This window comes from Agromyces sp. NPDC057679 (assembly GCF_042799635.1).
In the GTDB taxonomy this organism is placed as follows: domain Bacteria; phylum Actinomycetota; class Actinomycetes; order Actinomycetales; family Microbacteriaceae; genus Agromyces.
On the sequence record NZ_JBHVIK010000001.1, the window covers coordinates 529,319 to 545,912 of the forward strand.

The 16,594-nt window shown below is 72.4% G+C and carries 16 protein-coding genes; 2 read left to right on the forward strand and 14 right to left on the reverse strand.

All coding sequences use genetic code 11. The annotated features are described in order from the left end of the window. Positions 1-40 precede the first annotated feature (40 nt). From ACFVAJ_RS02305 to ACFVAJ_RS02370, 14 genes are all read right to left on the reverse strand, one after another. On the reverse strand, positions 41-970 hold the full coding sequence (locus ACFVAJ_RS02305; RefSeq protein ID WP_376941180.1) for a type IV toxin-antitoxin system AbiEi family antitoxin domain-containing protein: 930 nt from the start codon (positions 968-970) through the stop codon (positions 41-43). A gap of 235 nt (positions 971-1,205) precedes the next feature. Further along, a complete protein-coding gene (locus ACFVAJ_RS02310) occupies positions 1,206-1,676 on the reverse strand; it encodes an Lrp/AsnC family transcriptional regulator (RefSeq protein ID WP_376941181.1) in 471 nt (156 codons plus the stop codon). Positions 1,677-1,858: 182 nt separating this feature from the next. Further along, positions 1,859-2,650, reverse strand: a complete 792-nt coding sequence (locus ACFVAJ_RS02315; protein WP_376941182.1) for an ABC transporter ATP-binding protein — start codon at positions 2,648-2,650, stop codon at positions 1,859-1,861. 14 nt (positions 2,651-2,664) lie between these two features. Further along, entirely contained in the window at positions 2,665-3,558 is an 894-nt protein-coding gene (locus ACFVAJ_RS02320; RefSeq protein WP_157422354.1) for an ABC transporter permease, read from the reverse strand. 30 nt (positions 3,559-3,588) lie between these two features. Next, positions 3,589-4,584, reverse strand: coding sequence for an ABC transporter substrate-binding protein (locus ACFVAJ_RS02325; RefSeq protein WP_376941183.1), 996 nt, complete (start codon positions 4,582-4,584; stop codon positions 3,589-3,591). A gap of 139 nt (positions 4,585-4,723) precedes the next feature. Then, entirely contained in the window at positions 4,724-5,803 is a 1,080-nt protein-coding gene (gene hisC / locus ACFVAJ_RS02330; protein WP_376941184.1) for a histidinol-phosphate transaminase, read from the reverse strand. A 194-nt stretch (positions 5,804-5,997) separates the two neighbouring features. Then, a complete protein-coding gene (locus tag ACFVAJ_RS02335; protein ID WP_376941185.1) occupies positions 5,998-6,777 on the reverse strand; it encodes an alpha/beta fold hydrolase in 780 nt (259 codons plus the stop codon). Continuing rightward, a complete protein-coding gene (locus ACFVAJ_RS02340; protein WP_376941186.1) occupies positions 6,774-7,385 on the reverse strand; it encodes an isochorismatase family protein in 612 nt (203 codons plus the stop codon). The genes ACFVAJ_RS02335 and ACFVAJ_RS02340 overlap by 4 nt, the downstream gene beginning before the upstream one ends. A gap of 70 nt (positions 7,386-7,455) precedes the next feature. Beyond that, positions 7,456-8,916, reverse strand: a complete 1,461-nt coding sequence (locus ACFVAJ_RS02345; protein ID WP_376941187.1) for a D-alanyl-D-alanine carboxypeptidase/D-alanyl-D-alanine-endopeptidase — start codon at positions 8,914-8,916, stop codon at positions 7,456-7,458. A gap of 90 nt (positions 8,917-9,006) precedes the next feature. After that, complete coding sequence (locus tag ACFVAJ_RS02350) at positions 9,007-10,362, reverse strand: ABC transporter permease (protein WP_376941188.1); 1,356 nt, start codon at positions 10,360-10,362, stop codon at positions 9,007-9,009. Further along, positions 10,359-11,036: an ABC transporter ATP-binding protein gene (locus ACFVAJ_RS02355; protein ID WP_376941189.1), complete on the reverse strand. Its 678-nt coding sequence runs from the start codon at positions 11,034-11,036 to the stop codon at positions 10,359-10,361. The genes ACFVAJ_RS02350 and ACFVAJ_RS02355 overlap by 4 nt, the downstream gene beginning before the upstream one ends. Further along, positions 11,033-12,697, reverse strand: a complete 1,665-nt coding sequence (locus ACFVAJ_RS02360; protein WP_376941190.1) for a hypothetical protein — start codon at positions 12,695-12,697, stop codon at positions 11,033-11,035. Before ACFVAJ_RS02360 ends, ACFVAJ_RS02355 begins: the two co-directional genes overlap by 4 nt. Next, positions 12,694-13,671: a hypothetical protein gene (locus ACFVAJ_RS02365; RefSeq protein ID WP_376941191.1), complete on the reverse strand. Its 978-nt coding sequence runs from the start codon at positions 13,669-13,671 to the stop codon at positions 12,694-12,696. Before ACFVAJ_RS02365 ends, ACFVAJ_RS02360 begins: the two co-directional genes overlap by 4 nt. A 171-nt stretch (positions 13,672-13,842) precedes the next feature. Beyond that, the gene (locus ACFVAJ_RS02370; protein WP_376941192.1) at positions 13,843-14,829 is read right to left on the reverse strand and encodes a Gfo/Idh/MocA family protein; all 987 of its coding nucleotides are present in this window, start codon (positions 14,827-14,829) and stop codon (positions 13,843-13,845) included. A 91-nt stretch (positions 14,830-14,920) separates the two neighbouring features. Between ACFVAJ_RS02370 and ACFVAJ_RS02375 the strand changes: the two genes are divergently transcribed. Beyond that, positions 14,921-15,754 carry a GDSL-type esterase/lipase family protein gene (locus ACFVAJ_RS02375; protein ID WP_376941193.1) on the forward strand — a complete coding sequence of 278 codons (834 nt, stop codon included), beginning with the start codon at positions 14,921-14,923 and terminating at the stop codon, positions 15,752-15,754. Beyond that, positions 15,751-16,566 (forward strand): SGNH/GDSL hydrolase family protein, encoded by an 816-nt coding sequence (locus ACFVAJ_RS02380; protein WP_376941194.1) that lies wholly within the window; start codon positions 15,751-15,753, stop codon positions 16,564-16,566. The genes ACFVAJ_RS02375 and ACFVAJ_RS02380 overlap by 4 nt, the downstream gene beginning before the upstream one ends. The last annotated feature ends 28 nt before the right edge of the window (positions 16,567-16,594 follow it).

Sequence of the window (16,594 nt, forward strand, 5' to 3'; positions counted from 1 at the left end):
CGTCCTGAGTTCTGCACGCCCGCAGTCACCGCACGCCCGCTCAGACCGGCCGGTCGAGCCCTTCGCCCCAGCGATGCACGCCGCGCCGCATCAGCATCCGCACGACCCCTTCGACCGACGGCCAGTCGTCGACCACCTGTCGATGGCTGAACGCCACGTGCGCGTACCCGGCCGCCTTCAGCCAGGCCGCCCGCCGTCGATCTCGCTCGAACGCGCCGGGCGCCGAGTGGGGGCCTTCGCCCTCCACCTCGAACACGACCCGCTCGCCGACGAGCAAGTCGCCGTGGTACCCGCCCGGCAACTCCACCTGCACGCGCACCGGCACGCCGAGCTCCTCGAGCCGGTAGCGCGCGATCGTCTCGCCGATCGCCTGGCTCGAGGCACTCGAGCGGAGGGCGATCGACCGGCTCGAGGCGGGCAGCCGTTCGAGCAGCCGCGCGAACCCGGCGTCGTCGAGCTTCGGCCCCGGCCCGCCCTGCCACGGCACCCACTCGCGTGCCGAATCGAGAACGCAGAGCGCATCGAGCGCCGGGAGGCAGCGGAACATCTGCGCGAGGCACTCGTCGAGCGGCGCGAGGAATCCGTGCAGCTCAGGGGTGGCGCTCGTCCAGTGCAACCTGACCGCCGCCCTCGGGGCCTCGTCGCGCGGAAGCGGGCGGGCGTCGTCGTCGGGATGCCGCAGTCGGGCCGCCTGCCCCGCCAACCCGACGTGCAGCCGCACGGGCTCGCTCAGCACGCGGAGACCGTGGAGTCGCGCGGCCGAGACGCAGCTGAGCCTGCCGCCGACGCGCACCGCCCGTTTCGCGGCCGCGGGGACCAACGGGTCGATGTAGACGCCGCGCCGGACCCGCTCGAGTCGACCGCGCGCGAGCGCGGCCTCGACCGTGCGGCGCGGCACTCCAGCGGCGACGAGATCGGCCGCGCGACACACTCCGCCGCCCGCTCGGAGGACCCGCGTGATCGTGCTCACCCGCTGATCGTGCACCGGTGCCGACGGCTGGGGCGGGGACCGCCGTGCTGCCGGGACGCTCGCGGCTCCCCCTCGGTTTGTTGAGGAGCAGTCGGGGACCGTACGGCATGTGCAGAACTCAGGATGCTTGGGGCGGCGCGCCGCCCGTTCGCCACGACCGTGCGGCATGGCGGGCCAGGCATCCTGAATTCTGCACTCGCCCCGGGCGCGCAGAACGCCCGCGCACGCGGCCCCCTCAGTCGGCGGGCGTCGCCTCGACGAGCGGGATGACGCGGTGCGGGATGGGCGTGTCGAGCACGACGAGCGTCGAGGTGCGCTCGATACCGGGCACGCGCACGAGCTGGTCGACGACCCGCTGGAGGTCGCGGTTCGAGGCGGCGACGACCCGCACCAGCAGGTCGCTGCGGCCGGTGATGGTGTGCGCCTCGATGACCTCGGGGATGCCGCGGAGCTCGTCGAGCATGAGGTCGCTGCGCGAACCCTGCGCGATCTCGATCTCGACGAAGGTCGTGACCGGGTAGCCGAGCGCGGCCGTGTCGATGTCGGGACCGAACCCGGTGATGATGCCGAGCCGCTGCAGCCGGTCGAGGCGGGCCTGCACGGTGCCGCGGGCGACGCCGAGGCGCCTCGAAGCCTCGTACACCCCGATGCGCGGTTCGTCGGCGAAGAGCGCGACGAGTCGCGCGTCGAGTCGATCGATGGGCATCGGGACCTCCCCCGCATCCAGCGTACGCGGGCGATCGCGGGCCGGATGACGCGGGGAGGACGGGGGCGGCGGGGTCGCGGCCGCCGACGCCGCCGACGCCGCCGACGCCGCCGCACGAGGAGTCGGGACACGGTCGGACGCCCCCACGCCCGACCGCGCCCCGGTGCGGGCGCCGATCCCGCTCAGCCGAGCATCGCGCGGTCGTCGAGCGCCGCGCCCTTGATCTTCGCGAACTCCGCGAGGAGCCCGGCGACGGTCATCTTCTGCTTCTCCGCCTCGGGCAGGTCGAGGATGATCCGCCCCTCGTGCATCATGATGAGCCGGTTGCCCACGCGGAGCGCCTGCTCCATGTTGTGCGTGACCATGAGGGTCGTGAGCTTGTCGCGCTCGACGACCGACTTGGTGAGGCGGGTGACGAGGTCGGCCCGCTGCGGGTCGAGTGCCGCCGTGTGCTCGTCGAGCAGCAGGATGCGGGGCTGCGTGAAGCTCGCCATGAGCAGCGACAGCGCCTGGCGCTGGCCGCCCGAGAGCAGGCCCACGCGGGCCTTCAGGCGCTGCTCGAGGCCGAGCTCGAGCGCGACCAGCTCCTGCTCGAAGCGCTCGCGACGCGCCTTCGTGACGCCGAGGTGGAACCCCCGTCGCTGCCCGCGCCGGAGCGCGAGCGCGAGGTTCTGCTCGATGGTGAGGTCGGGCGCGGTCCCGGCCATCGGGTCCTGGAAGACCCGGCCGATGTACGCGGCCCGCTGGTAGTCCTTCATCCGCTTCACCGAGCGCTCGTCGATGAGGAGGTCCCCCGAGTCGACGGCGATCTTGCCCGCGATGATGTTCAGCAGCGTCGACTTGCCGGCGCCGTTCGAACCGATGACGGTGACGAAGTCGCCCTCGTCGAGGTGGAGCGACACGTCGTTCAGCGCGACGCGCTCGTTGACGGTGCCCGGGAAGAAGGTCTTCGTGACGTGATCGATGGTGAGCATGGTCGTCGTTCCTCTCAGGCCCTGACCGCGCGGCGGTTGAGCTGCCGGAAACTCGGGACGCGCTTCAGGAAGCCCCAGCGCGGCAGCAGCAGCGCGGCGACGACGAGCACGGCGGAGATGAGTTTCATGTCGTTCGGGTTGAGGCCCGCCGCGAGCGCGAAGAAGATCACGAGGCGGTAGATGATCGCGCCGACGAGCACCGCGAAGGTCGCCACCCACACCGAGCGGCCTGCGATGATCGCCTGTCCGATGATGACCGAGGCGAGGCCGACGAGGATGAGGCCGATGCCCATCGAGACATCCGCGAAGCCCTGGTACTGCGCGACGAGCGCGCCGCAGAGCGCGACGAGCGCGTTCGAGATCGCGAGCGTCAGGATCGTCGTGAAGTGCGTGTTCACGCCGAACGAGCGGATCATCTGCTCGTTGTTGCCGGTCGCCTGGATCGAGAGGCCGAGGTCGGTCGAGAGGAACCAGTCGATGGCGAACTTCAGCACGAGCGCGAAGATCGCGAAGATGAGGATGCTCCACGGCCCGCCGAGCAGGCCGTTGTCGCGCAGCGGCGTCATCACGGTGTCCTCTCGCAGCAGCGGGAGGTTCGATTTGCCCATGATCCTGAGGTTGATCGACCACAGCGCGATCATGGTGAGGATGCCGGCGAGGAGGCCGTCGATGCGCCCCTTCGTGTACAGCACCCCGGTCACGATGCCGGCGACCGCCCCCGACGCCGCCCCTGCGAGGGTGGCGACGGGGGCGGGAACGCCCTGCACGATGAGCGAGGCCGCGACGGCGGCGCCGGTGGTGAAGCTGCCGTCGACCGTGAGGTCGGGGAAGTTGAGCACGCGGAATGTGAGGTACACACCGAGCGCCATGATCCCGTAGAGCAGGCCGAGTTCGAGTGCGGCGTTCATGCAGGGCCTTCCGGATGTCCCGTGGGCGTCTTATTCGATGGTCTGGTCGGCGTCGGCGACCAGGTCTTCGGGGAGGGTGACGCCCTGGCGCTCGGCGGCGGCGGGGTTCACGATGAGCGAGAGCTCGTCGAGGGTCTCGACGGGCATCTCGGCCGGGTCGGCGCCGTTCTCGAGGATCTCGATCGCCATCTTGCCGGTCTGGTAGCCGAGCTCGGTGTAGTCGATGCCGTAGGTGGCGACGGCGCCGCGCTCGACCTGGCCGCCCTCGGCACCGAACAGCGGGATCTGCTTCTGCTCGGCGATCTGCACGACGGCCTCGAGGCCCTCGGTCACGCGGTTGTCGGTCGGGATGTAGATCGCGTCGACGTCGCCGAGCGACTCGGTCGCCTGGGCGACCTCGCTCGAGTTCGTGACGGTCGCCTCCTTGATCTCGAGGCCGAGCTCGTCGGCGGCCTCCTTCGCGAGCTCGACCTGCACCTCGGAGTTGACCTCGCCCGAGCTGTACACGATGCCCACGGTCTTCGCGTCGGGCACGACCTGGGTGACGAGCTCGAGCTGCTGCTCGACCGGGTTGAGGTCGCTCGTGCCGGTGACGTTGCCGCCGGGCTTCTCCCAGCTGTCGACGAGGCCGGCCTCGGCGGGCTCGGTGACAGCGGTGAAGAGCACGGGGATGTCGGCGATCGACTGCGCCGCGGCCTGCGCGGTGGGCGTCGCGATGGCGAGCACGAGGTCGACGCCGTCGGTCTGGAACTTCGCCGCGATGGTGGTGGCGGTGGCCTGCTCGCCCTGCGCGTTCTGCTCGTCGAACGTGATGTCCTCGCCCTCGACGTAGCCGGCGTCGGCGAAGGCCTGCTTGAAGCCCTCGCGAGTGGCGTCGAGCGCGGGGTGCTGCACGATCTGGCTGATGCCGATCGAGAGGGTGTCGTCGGATGCGCCGGCCGCGCCGCCGTCGGCTGCGCAGCCGGTGAGCACCAGTGCTCCCGAGGCGAGCAGTGCGAGTCCGGCGAGCTTCGAGTGGGTTCTCATCGTGGGGATCCTCCTCAGGTCCGTGTTGCGGGGGTTCCGTGCGCGGGGCGCAGGTCTCTGGGGCGGGCTCGGCCGGGGACGGCCGGGCCCGGGAAGGGATGGAGCGGGGGTTGGAGGTGGGACGGGATGCGGGGTGGCGTCAGCCGACCGGCGCCGCGACCGGTGCGGTCGCGAGCGCGTCGGCCGCGGCGGCGAGGAAGCGGTCGTTCGCCTCGGGCGAGCCGATCGTCACGCGGACGCCCTCGCCGGCGAAGGCGCGTGCGACGACGCCGTGCGCGTGCAGCACGCCGTCGACGCGTTCGGTGTCGTCGCCGGTGCGGAGCCACACGAAGTTGCCGAAGGAGTCGACCAGCTGCCAACCGCCGTCGCGGAGCGCCGCCGTGACGCGCTGCCGCTCGGCGACGATCTCGCGGATGCGCACCTCGAGCTCGGACTCGGCGTCGAGCGAGGCGATCGCCGCGCGCTGCGCCAGGTCGCTCACCGCGAACGGCACGCCGACGCGGCGGAGGTTCGCGGCGATCTCGGCCGGGGCGATCGCGTACCCGACGCGGAGCCCGGCGAGCCCGTAGGCCTTCGAGAAGGTGTGCAGCACCGCGACGTTCGGGTGGCGGCGGAAGAACTCGAGCCCGTTCGCCGAGCGGGGGTCGTCGTCGAAGTGCACGTAGGCCTCGTCGACGACGACGAGCACCTCGGCGGGAACCTTCGCGAGGAACGCGGTGAGCTCGTCGGCGGTCACCGTCGCGCCGGTCGGGTTGTTCGGGTTGCAGACGAAGACGAGCCGGGTGCGGGGCGTGATCGCCGCGGCCATCGCGTCGAGGTCGTGGCGTTCGTCGGCCGTGAGCGGCACGGGCACGGGGGTCGCGCCCGCCACCTGCACGAGGATCGGGTACGCCTCGAAGGAGCGCCAGGCGAAGATCACCTCGTCGCCGTCGCCGGCGCTCGCGTGGATGAGCTGGCCGGCGACCTCGACCGATCCGGCGCCGAGCGCGATCTCGGCGGGGTCGACGTCGTAGTGCTCGGCGAGCCGGCGGGTGAGCTCGGCGGCGCCGAGGTCGGGGTAGCGCTGGATCCCGTCGAGACCGGCGACGACCGCGTCGACGACCGAGGGCAGCGGGGGGAACGGGTTCTCGTTCGAGGAGAGCTTGACGGCGCCCTGCGCGGCGGGCCGGCCCGGCTTGTAGACGGGGAGCCGGCCGATGACGTCGCGCTGGTGGATCATGTCCCTACTTCCTCGTGGGTCGTCACCGCGGCGCCCGTCGCCGCTGACGATCGGCAGCCTAGGGAGGAAGTCGACGGGGCGGCAAAGCGACGATCGAGCACCCGACAAGGTGCTCGATCGTCACGTGCCGATCCGATTCGAGCTGTACAAGATGCACAGCCGCAGATTGGCACCCGGTGCGGGTGCGACCCGGCTCAGTCGTGCAGGAACCCGATCGCCGCGTCCTTGAACACCCGCGAGGTGAGCGTCGAGACGTGGTCGCGGCCCGGCACCGAGACGAGGTCGACGCCCCAGTCGAGCGCGAGCTGCTGCACGCCGGCCGGCACCGGGTCGAGCTCGCCCGCGACGAAGAGCGCGGGGATCGTCCCGGGGATCCCGAGCGGTGCGCCCGACACGCCCTCGACGACCGCGAGCAGCGCCTCCCGGTCGGCGCCCGCGTCGATCGCGGGCCGGAGCACCTGCTCGATCACCCGGTTCTCGGTCGGCCGGTCCTCGACGAGCAGCGCGCGCACCTCGGCGATGGCCCACGAGGCGAACAGCTCGTTCGGCCCCGCCCCGCCGAGCACGACCCGCCGCAGGCGTTCGGGGGCGATGGCCGCGAGCGCGGAGACCACGCGGCATCCCATCGAGTAGCCGATCGCGTCGGCGACCGGCACCCCCGCCGAGTCGAGCACGGCGGCGAGGTCGGCGCCGAGTCGGATCGGCGCATAGTCGGCCGCACCGATCGGCTTGTCGCTGTCGCCGTGGCCGCGCAGGTCGACGGTCACGACCTCGCGACCGGCGTCGGTGAGCGCCTTCACCCAGCCGGTGCCCTCCCACGTGATGCGCGCGTCGGAGGCGAAGCCGTGCACGAGCAGCACCGGCGGCAGCGCGGCGTCGCGATTCGGCGCGCGGTGCACGCGGTAGCCGATGAGCACCCCGTCGGCGCTCTCGGCGTGCAGCAGCGGAGGGCGGGAGGCATCCGTCGCGATCACTCGGCGGCCCCGGATGCCTCGGCGACGACGCTCGAGGTCACGATGAGCGCCCCCGCGTGGCCGAGCTCGGCGAGGGCGGCGTTCGAGGACTCGGCCGCGACACCCGCGACGAGGTCGGTCAGCACGCGAACGTGCTGGCCGTGCTCGAGCGCGTCGAGCGCGCTCGCCCGCACGCAGTAGTCGGTCGCGAGGCCCACGACGTCAACGTCGGTGATGCCGTGACGGCCGAGCAGCTCGCTGATCGTGTCGCCCGCGTCGTCGGTGCCCTCGTAGATCGAGTACGCCGGCACGCCCTGGCCCTTGCGGATGTGCACGTCGACCTCGTCGACCGTGAGCGACGGGTGGTACTCGGCGCCCATCGTGCCGGCGACGCAGTGCGGCGGCCAGGTGTCGACGAAGTCGGGTTCGGCGTCGGTCGCGAAGTGGCCGCCGTTGTCGCCCTCGCCCGAGTGCCAGTCGCGCGAGGCGACGACGAGCTCGTAGGCGCCGCGATGGCGGGCGAGCAGCTCGCTCACGCCGGCGGCGACGGCGGCTCCGCCGTCGACGCCGAGCGCACCCCCCTCGGTGAAGTCGTTCTGAACGTCGATGATGAACAGCGCGCGGGTCATGCCTCCATTGTCCCCCCGCCCGCGCGAGGGGCAACCCGGGCGGGCTCAGGGCCCGCGGCAGCCTCGCCGCTCACTGGTTCGAGAGGTTGTCCCCGCAGAGGTAGAAGCCCGTCGCGAGCGTGTCGATCGCGGTCTTCGCCTCATCGGTCACGTCGCCCAGGGCGTAGATCGCGAAGGTGAGGTCGGTGCCGTCCTCGGCGCGGATGACCCCCGAGAGCGTGTAGCCGGTGTTGATCCACCCCGTCTTCGCGAGGACGCGGCCGTCGGCCACCGCGTTGTCGCCCCAGAACCGGTCGTCGTAGGCGAGCGAGCCGCGCTCGCCCGACACCGGCAGCGAGTCGAGCAGGTACCCGAGGTTCGCCTCCCGCGCGTTGATCTTCACGAAGAGCCGCGTGAGGTACGAGGGCGGCACGGCGTTGTCGTCGGAGAGGCCCGAACCGTCGACGACCGTGATGCCCGCCGTGTCGACCCCGTAGGGCGCGAGGCCTTCGAGCACGCCCGCGTTGATGGCCGCGAAATCGTTGCCGGAGCCCGTCTCGATCGCGACGAGGCGCGCGAGCATCTCGGCGACCGTGTTGTCCGACACGACGAGCGCCTTGTCGACGAGCGCCGACACGGGCGGCGAGAGCACCTGACCGAGCTGCGTCGCCCCGGCGGGCGCCGTGCCCCGCTCGATCGTCGCGACCCCGCCGAGCTCGTCGGCGAAGGCCTGCCCCGCCCGGCCGATCGGGTCGTCGCTGCGCCAGGAGGTGTTCGAGTACGGGTCGTCGCGGTCGCCGTCGACCATGAGCGCCGTGATGTTCGACATGTAGCCGTCTTCGCGCTCGACGAGGTCCCAGCTCGGCTGCCATTCCTCGCCGCCGAAGTAGCTCGCGTCGAGGATCAGCTTCGTGATCGGCGGATTCGCCGGATCGGCGGCCCAGGCCTCTTCGACCTGCCGGGCGAGCTCGTCGAGGTGCGCGGCGCCCGGGTAGGCCGTCTCGTCACCGGAGGGGGTGCGCGAGAGCGTCACGTCGCCGCCGCCGACGAGCACGATCGAGCCCGGCTCGGCGCCCTTCACGACGGTCGTCGCAGCGCGGTGGTCGGGCCCGAGCACCGAGAGCGCCGCCGCCGAGGTGAGCACCTTCATGACGCTCGCGGTGCGGGAGGGCGTCGTGCCGCCCCGGTCGTACAGCACCTCGCCGGTCGAGGCCTTCATCACCTGCGCCTGCAGGTTCGCGAGACGGGGATCGGCGGCGCGCTCGGCGACCGAGCAGGTGCGCACGCGGCTCGCCGCCGCCGCGGTCTCGGGCCGCGGCCGTGCCTCGGGGGTCGGCGTCGGGGTCTCGCTCGGCACCGCGGCCGAGACGGGCTCTTCGGGTGCGAGCGCGGCGCCGAGCGCGACCGCACCGCCCCCGACGAGCGCGAAGGCGAGCACGCCGCCGACGATCGCGAGCGGCAGCCGATGCTTCCTGATGAAGGCGAGCGCGGATGCCGCGGCACCGCCGCGCCCGGGCGGCGCGGCGCCCGTGGCATCCGTCTCATCGATCACGCGGGAATTGTACGCGCCCTCCCCCGGTGCCCCGTTCAGGAACGGCGCGGGCACCCGCACCCGCCGACCCGCCGGCCGCCGACCCGTCGATCAGACGCCGGCGCGCAGGGCGGCGATCGGCTCGATGCGCGAGGCCTTGCGCGCCGGGTAGGCCCCGGCGCCGAGCCCCACGGCCGCGCCGAGGAGCGCCGCGCCGAACACCATGGGCAGGTCGATGATCGGCGTCCACTGCTGCACGAGCGCGACGACGACCACCGCGAACACGCCGACCGCGGCCCCGATGAGCCCGCCGAGCAGGCCGATCACGACCGACTCGACCATGAACTGGCGGGCGATCTGCCGCCTCGTCGCGCCGAGCGCACGCCGCAGGCCGATCTCGCCCGTGCGCTCCGACACCGAGAGCAGGGTGACGTTCGCGATGCCGAGCCCGCCCGCGAGCAGCGCGATCACCCCGAGGATGAGGAAGACCACGTTGATGTCGGCCTGCACGTTCTCCTGCAACGAGGAGCCCGCGCGCGGCGCCTGCACGTCGAAGTTCTCGGGCGCGTTCGGGTCGAGCGCGATCGGCGCCTGCTTCGCGACGAGCGGACCCGCGCCCGCGTCGATGCGCAGCTGGAGTTCGCTCGCGCTCCGCAGGCCGAAGTCGGCACGCGCCGTGCCCAACGGCAGGATGACCGCGTCGAGCAGGTCGGGCCGGCGCTCCACGCCGTCGACGATGCCGATGACGGTGTACGGGCGCTCGCCGATGAAGATCGAGGGCTGGCTGTCGACGCGGTTGATCCCGAGCTTCTCGGCGGCCCGCGCCCCGATCACGGCGACCCGGTCGGCGCGGGCCTCGTGCCCGTCGTCGAAGTAGCGCCCGGCGCTCACCTCGCCGCGCACGGCGTCGAGGAGGCCCGGCGAGGTCGCAAGCAGCGCCGGGCTCAGCACCTCGGGCGCCGAGGGGTCGTTGATCGGCACGGCGGTGATCTCGAGCTCGCCGATCGGCACCTCGCCGATGAGCCCCGCGCGCTCGACGCCGTTGAGGCGCTCGACCCGCTCCGACGCATCCCACGGCAGGGTCGTGGTCGCGACCTCGTTGCCGCTGGAGTTCGCGGTCTCGGGCTTCACGACCGCCTGCGTCGCGGCGACGGCGTCGAACTGGCGGCTGATCTGCCCCGCGGCCGTCTGCGCGAAGCCGATCGTGACGACGAGCGAGGCGATGCCGAGCACGGTGCCGAGCGTCGTCATGACGAGTCGTCCGGTGTGGCCGCCGATGCCGTGGCTCACCTCGACGAGGAGGTCCTGGTTGGTGAAGCGGTCGGCGCGGGCGATCACGGGGACGGCGGCGGCACCGCCCGCAGCGTCGGCCGTCGCGTCGCCTTCGGTCGTGCCGGCGGTCGTGCCGGCGGCCGCACTGCCGGCGACCGCGCTGCGCCGGAATCGCCGGAGGATCGATCGCCTCACAGCTCGCTCACCCGCCCGTCGGCGATGCGGATGCTCCGTCGCGCCCGGTCGGCGACGTGCTGGTCGTGCGTGATGACGACGAGGCTCAGCCCGTCGGCGTTGAGCTCTTCGAAGAGGTCCATCACCTCTCCGGAGGTCTGCTGGTCGAGGTTGCCCGTGGGCTCGTCGGCGAGGATCAGCTCGGGCGAGGCCATCACGGCCCGCGCCACGGCGACGCGCTGGCGCTCGCCGCCCGACAGGGTCGTCGGCAGGAAGTCCATGCGGTGCGCGAGGCCGACCCGGTCGAGCGCGGCCTTCGCCCGCGGCATCCGTTCGCGTCGCGGCACGCCGCTGTACAGGGTGGCGAGGAGCACGTTGTCGAGCACGGTGCGACGCGGAAGCAGGTGGAAGGCCTGGAACACGAACCCGATCGTCTGCGCACGCAGGCCCGCGCGCGCCTCCTCGTCGAGCGCGGCGGTGAGCACGCCGCCGAGCCGGTACTCGCCGACCGTCGGCCGGTCGAGGAGGCCCAGCACGTTGAGCAGCGTCGACTTGCCCGAACCGCTCGGTCCGACGATCGAGAGGTAGTCGCCCCGCCCGATCGAGAGGTTGACGCCCTTCAGCGCCTGCACCTCGGGCGGACCGGGGAAGGAGCGGGTGACATCGATGAGCTCGACCACGGGGGCCTGGCTCATCGGCCCACCACGACGAGGTCGCCCTCGGCGATCTCACCGGTGATCTCGACGAATCCCTCGGCGGCGAGGCCGGTCTCGACCTCGACGAGCCGGGTCTCGTCGCCGTCCTGCACCTCGACGCGCGATTCGCCGCCGGGCCCCGCAGTGAGCGCCGCGAGCGGCACCGCGAGCACATCGCCCTCGGTCGCGCCGATCGAGATCTTCACGCGCACGTTCTGCCCGCGCAGCGCCTCGACCTGCGCGTCGGTGGGCTTGACCGGGGCGAGCACCACGTCGTAGCGCGGTCCCGACTCGGCGGCCTCGCCGCCTTCGGCCTTGCGCGGCTCGACCGAGGTGATCGCGGCGCCGAGCTCGGAGCCGTCGGGCATCGCGAGGGTCGCGACGTCGCCGGCCTTCAGCAGCTTCGCATCGCTCTCGGCCGCGGAGGCGTTGATCGCGAGGGTCGCCCCCGAGACGAGCATCGCCGCGGACTGCACGATGGTGCCGCGCTCGACCATGACCTCGTCGACTCGGCGCGGGAGGTCCTGGAGGTAGAGCACCTCGCTCACCGGGAGGAAGGCGAGGGTGCCGGTCTCGGCCTCCTCGAGGAGCTCGTACGCGTCGTCGAGCTGCGAGCGGGCCGAGTCGAGGGCCGCCCGTTCGGCGCTCGCGTCCTTCGGCGCGAGCCCGGCGTCCCGCTCGACGCGGGCGAGCTTCAGCGCATCCTCGGCGTCGCCGATCGCGACGGGGTCGCCCTCGGCCTTGGCGGCGGCGAGCGCGCGCTCCGCGGCGCGCACCGCGTTGTCGAGCTGGACGCGCTCGACGGAACTCGGGCCGGACCCGGCAGCGGCGAGCGCACGCTCCGCTGAGGCGACCGACTCCTCGGCGCCGTTCACGGCCTCTCGCGCCGAGCGCACCGTGTCGGCGGTGCCCTCGGGCGCCTCGGGGAGCGGATAGCCGACCTTCTCGTAGAGGGCCGCGACGCCGGCCGCGGTCGCCGAGTCGAACGAGTCCGAGCCGACGTCGCCGGGATCGATGCCGACGGCGCGCAGCGCCTGCTTGAGCTGCGTCACGTCGGGCCCCGAGAGGCCGGCCCGAAGGGTGCGGTAGCCCGGCAGTTCGCCCGGCAGCACGATGACGGGGCGACCGGTGACCTCGAGTGCGACCGCCGCAGGACCGAGCGTCGCACCCACCTCGGGCACGCGACCCGTGACGACCGCGGGGCCGCCGAGATCGCCCGTCTCGAGCTTCACCTCGACGGAGTCGGCGAACGCCGCGTCGCCGCGGATGGTGACGTCGTTCGAGAGCGAGCGCAGCTCGACCGGCACGGTGATCGGTCCGGCGTCGGGAGCCGACGCATCGGCGGCGGCCTGCCCCGGCGAGACGATGAGGAAGCTCAGTCCGACCCCGGCGACGAGCGAGGCGATCGCGACGGCCGCGAGCACCCAGAGCACCCGGTTGCCGCGCAGCACGCGCCGCCACCCCTGCACGGCGGGGTCGACGGGCTCGGTCGGGGCGACCTCGGCCGGGGCGGACGCCTCGGCGGCGACGAGCTCGTCGAACTCGCTGCGCGGGGCGTCCGACGCCGCGTTCTCGCCGGCCGCACCCGCCTCGCCCGTCGCGCCCGACTCGTCGGCGCCGCCCAACTCGCCGGCCTCGCCCGCGCGCCGCCTGCGGATCACTCGTCGCCCTTGCTGTACGCGGCGAGCAGCGCGTCGAGCTCGGACTTGTTGTCCTCGATGAACTGCTCCTCGAGCGCGAACTGCGCCTTCAGCTGCGCGTTCTGGTAGTCGAGCTTCTCGGCGCAGCGGAAGTCGGCGACGGCGATGTCGATCTCCTTCTGCTTGAGCTCGGCGAGCTGCTCCTCGCTCGGGCCCTCGGGGTTCTCACCCTCCCAGAAGGCGTTCTGCTCGTCCATGATCGAGGTCTGGGCGTCGCTGCGGGTCTTCAGGTCGGGGTACTCGGCGTCGGCCATGCAGGCCGCCCACTTCTCGTCGAGCGCGAGCATGTCGGGCTGCTTCGCGAGCCCCTCCCACAGGGCGCCCATCGCCTCGGTGAGGTCGGTGAACTCCTCGTCCTCCCAGTAGTTCTCGCCCTGGATCTCGTGCTGCGCCGCGCCTTCGCAGCCCGCGGTCTCCCAGTTGTACTCGTAGGAGCCGTCCTCGTTCATCTCCTCCTCGGCCGGAGGCTCGCCGTAGAGGGTCGCGTAATAGGCCTCCTGCTCGCTCGGCGAGAGCGCCTCGACGTAGGGCTGGTTCGGGTCGACGAACTCCTCGGCCTCCGCCTGCTGGGCGTCCATCTCCTCCTGGGTCTGCACGAAACCCCACCCGTTCGCGGCGACCCATTCCTCGGTCTCGCGCTCGGCCATCTCGTCCTCGTCCATGAAGCCCATGTTCTGCGACTGGTCGACGGGGGTGTACTCGAAGCCCTCCTCGGCCATGCACTCGGCCTTGAACTCCTCGGCCTGCTTCTGCTCGGCGACCATCCGCTCCTCGTCCCACGTGCCGTTGACCGGCTCGAGGTACTTCGTGAGCGGGCTGTCCTCGTAGCTGAGCTTCTCCGTGCCGCCGCCAGGCCCGCCGGCGCAGCCTGCGAGCGCGAGCACCGCGACGGCGGCGAGGGCGGTGAAGCCGAGGACGGGGCGGCGTGCGGGCACGGGGAACTCCTTCGGGTCGGTGCGCCGAGACCCGCGTCGGACGGTCGCTCGAGCGGGTCTCGGACGCGTCGGCAGGGCGGCGCTCCGGCGAGCCTATCGGCGCTCTGGAGCGCCGCACCATCCGTCCAGAGGATGATTCGGGGTCGGATCAGGGTGATCCCCGATCGGTGCTCACTCGCCCGGGTAGCGCAGGCCGATCTGCTCGCGGATCAGGTCGAGCGTCTCCATGATCGCGACGCTCTGCCGGGTCGGCAGGATGTCTCCGCCGTCGGTGCGCCCCTCGGCGACGAGTCGCTCGAGCGCGGCCGCCTGGTAGTGCATGCCCCGGCCGTGCACCTCGGAGACGTACTCCTCGACGACCTCGCCGTCGGGACGGACCAGGCGGAAGGTCGTCGGCGCGTACCAGATCGGGTCGATCTCGATGCGCGCCTCGGTGCCGAGCACCATCGCCGTGTTCGGCCCGCGGGTGTTCGATGCGGAGAGCGTGGAGGCGATGCGGCCGTCGCCGTAGGTGAAGATCGTCGCGACCTGCGCGTCGGCGCCGGTCGGCTTGAACGTCGCCGACGACCGGACGTCGGCGGGGGCGCCGAAGAGATCCCAGGCGAACGAGATCGGGTAGATGCCGAGGTCGAGGAGCGCACCGCCGCCGAGCTCGAGCGCGTTGAGCCGGTGGGCCGGGTCCTCGGGGAGCAGCTGCGTGTGATCGGCGATCAGCGTGCGCGGCTCACCGATCGCGCCCGTCGCGACGAGCTCGCGGATCCGCACCATGTGCGGGAGGTAGCGGGTCCACATCGCCTCGAGTGCGAGGAGCCCTCTGGCCTCGGCGACCTCGGCGATCTGCCGAGCCTCTCGGGCGTTCAGTGTGAAGGCCTTCTCGACGAGCACGTGCTTGCCGGCCTCGAGGGCGAGCACGGCGTTCGCCGCGTGCATCGGGTGCGGGGTGGCGACGTAGACGACGTCGACCTCGGGGTCGGCGACGAGCGATTCGTAGCTGCCGTGCACCCGGGGGATGCCGAACTCCTCGGCGAAGCGTGCGGCGGAGGCCTCGTTGCGCGAGCCGACGGCCCGCACATCGAATCCGTTGAGCTTCAGGTCGTTGACGAAGAGGCGAGCGATGCCGCCGGTCGCGAGGATGCCCCAGCGCAGAGATTCGGTCATCCGGCAAGGATACGGCGAGTCGGGTGCTCACCGCCCCCACCCCCACATCTGGGTTGCTGTGGATTCCTCAGTTCAGGTCTAGCGTTGGCCCATGAGTGCACTTTCAACCCGAAAGGCTCGCAACGGCATCGTCGCCGCGGCGGCCGCAGTCGCCCTTCTCGCGATCCCGATCGGGATCGCACTGCCCGCCCAGGCAGCGCCGCCCGAGACCGCCGTCGCGAAGTACGTGGCGCTCGGCGACTCGATCGCCGCCGGCCAGGGCGCGGGCATCCCGCTCGACGCCTGCCTCCGCACCGGCGCGGGCTATGCGAACGGCCTCGATGCGATCCCCCGCATCAACCTCCTGCGCAACGCGGGCTGCAGCGGCGCCTCGATCGCCGACGTCGCCGCCGGCCAGCTCGGCCAGGTGAACCGGGGCACGACCCTGGTCACGATCACGGCGGGTGCCGGCGACCTCGACATCGGCGGCGTGTACGCCGCCTGCTTCCCCGATCCGGCCGTTCCGGCGTGCGTCGCCGCAGTCGTCGCCGCCCAGCAGACCCTCGAATCCGGCGTCATCGGCGAGCGCCTGACCGCACTGCTCATCGCGACGCATGAGCGGTCGCCGCGGGCGCAGATCCTCGTCACCGGGTATCCGCTCCCCTTCGGCGGCGCGACGCAGGGATTCCTGGGCGTGATCGACCAGGCGGTCGCGGCCCTCGACGCGCAGATCGCCGGAGCCGTCGCCGCAGCCGCCGGCCTCGGCGGCGTGCCGGCCGGCTACGTCGACGTGACGGCCGCGTTCGCGGGCCACAGCGCGGTCAGTGCCGATCCCTGGCTCGGTTCGAACCCCGCCGATCCCGTCACGTTCCTCCATCCCAACGCCGCCGGCTACGCCGCGTACACCGGCATCGTGCACGACGCCTACCTGGCCGTGGCGCCGTGAGCGCGCGCAGCACGCTGGCCGCGGCGGTCGCGGCCGTCGTCGTCGCGGCTCTCGCGCTGACCGGCGCGTCGCCCGCGTTCGCCGCGAAGGGGCCGGGGAAGCCAGGTGGCGGCTCGAGCGAGCTCGCCTACGTCGCGCTCGGCGACTCGTTCGCCGCCGGGCAGGGCGGCGGGAGCTATCTCGACACGAGCTGCTACCGCAGCAGGAACAGCTACCCGCAGCGACTCGATGCGACGGCGAAGCTGAAGCTCACCGCCTTCCCGGCCTGCGCCGGAGCCTCGACCGTCGAGACCCTCGCGTCGCAGGTGCCGGCGATCCCCGCAGGCACGCAGCGCGTGTCGCTGACGATCGGCGGCAACGACGTCGGGTTCGCGTCCGTGATGCAGAACTGCTTCGTGTTCGTCTCCACCACGAGCTGCGAGTCGCGGCTCGCGACCGCGGAGACCATGGTGGGCGACGGCACGATCCACAACCGGGTCGCCTCGCTGGTGCAGGCCATCCGCGCGAAGGTCGGCGCCCAGGCGAAGATCGTCGTCGCCGGCTACCCGCAGCTGTTCCAGCTGCCGTCGCGGTACGCCTACGCCGCCCGCGTCAACGCCGACACGAGCGCGCTGAACGACCAGGTCGAAGCGGCCGCGGTCGCCAACGGCGCGACCTTCGTCGACGTGGAGGCGGCCTTCGCCGGACACGGCATCGGCAGTTCGACGCCGTGGATCAACGCGTTCAGCATCTTCAACACCACCGCGGCGTTCCACCCGAACTCGACGGGATACGCGAACTACGCGACGCTCCTCGGCCCGGCGCTCGGCTGACGACTCGAGACGGGAACGACGAAGGGCC

Coding starts and splice junctions, on each gene's coding strand:
- ACFVAJ_RS02310 (WP_376941181.1), bottom strand. CDS start 1,676: ATGCCCATCGATCGACTCGACGCGCGACTCGTCGCGCTCTTCGCCGAC.
- ACFVAJ_RS02315 (WP_376941182.1), bottom strand. CDS start 2,650: ATGCTCACCATCGATCACGTCACGAAGACCTTCTTCCCGGGCACCGTC.
- ACFVAJ_RS02320 (WP_157422354.1), bottom strand. CDS start 3,558: ATGAACGCCGCACTCGAACTCGGCCTGCTCTACGGGATCATGGCGCTC.
- ACFVAJ_RS02325 (WP_376941183.1), bottom strand. CDS start 4,584: ATGAGAACCCACTCGAAGCTCGCCGGACTCGCACTGCTCGCCTCGGGA.
- hisC (WP_376941184.1), bottom strand. CDS start 5,803: ATGATCCACCAGCGCGACGTCATCGGCCGGCTCCCCGTCTACAAGCCG.
- ACFVAJ_RS02340 (WP_376941186.1), bottom strand. CDS start 7,385: ATGACCCGCGCGCTGTTCATCATCGACGTTCAGAACGACTTCACCGAG.
- ACFVAJ_RS02355 (WP_376941189.1), bottom strand. CDS start 11,036: ATGAGCCAGGCCCCCGTGGTCGAGCTCATCGATGTCACCCGCTCCTTC.
- ACFVAJ_RS02370 (WP_376941192.1), bottom strand. CDS start 14,829: ATGACCGAATCTCTGCGCTGGGGCATCCTCGCGACCGGCGGCATCGCT.
- ACFVAJ_RS02375 (WP_376941193.1), top strand. CDS start 14,921: ATGAGTGCACTTTCAACCCGAAAGGCTCGCAACGGCATCGTCGCCGCG.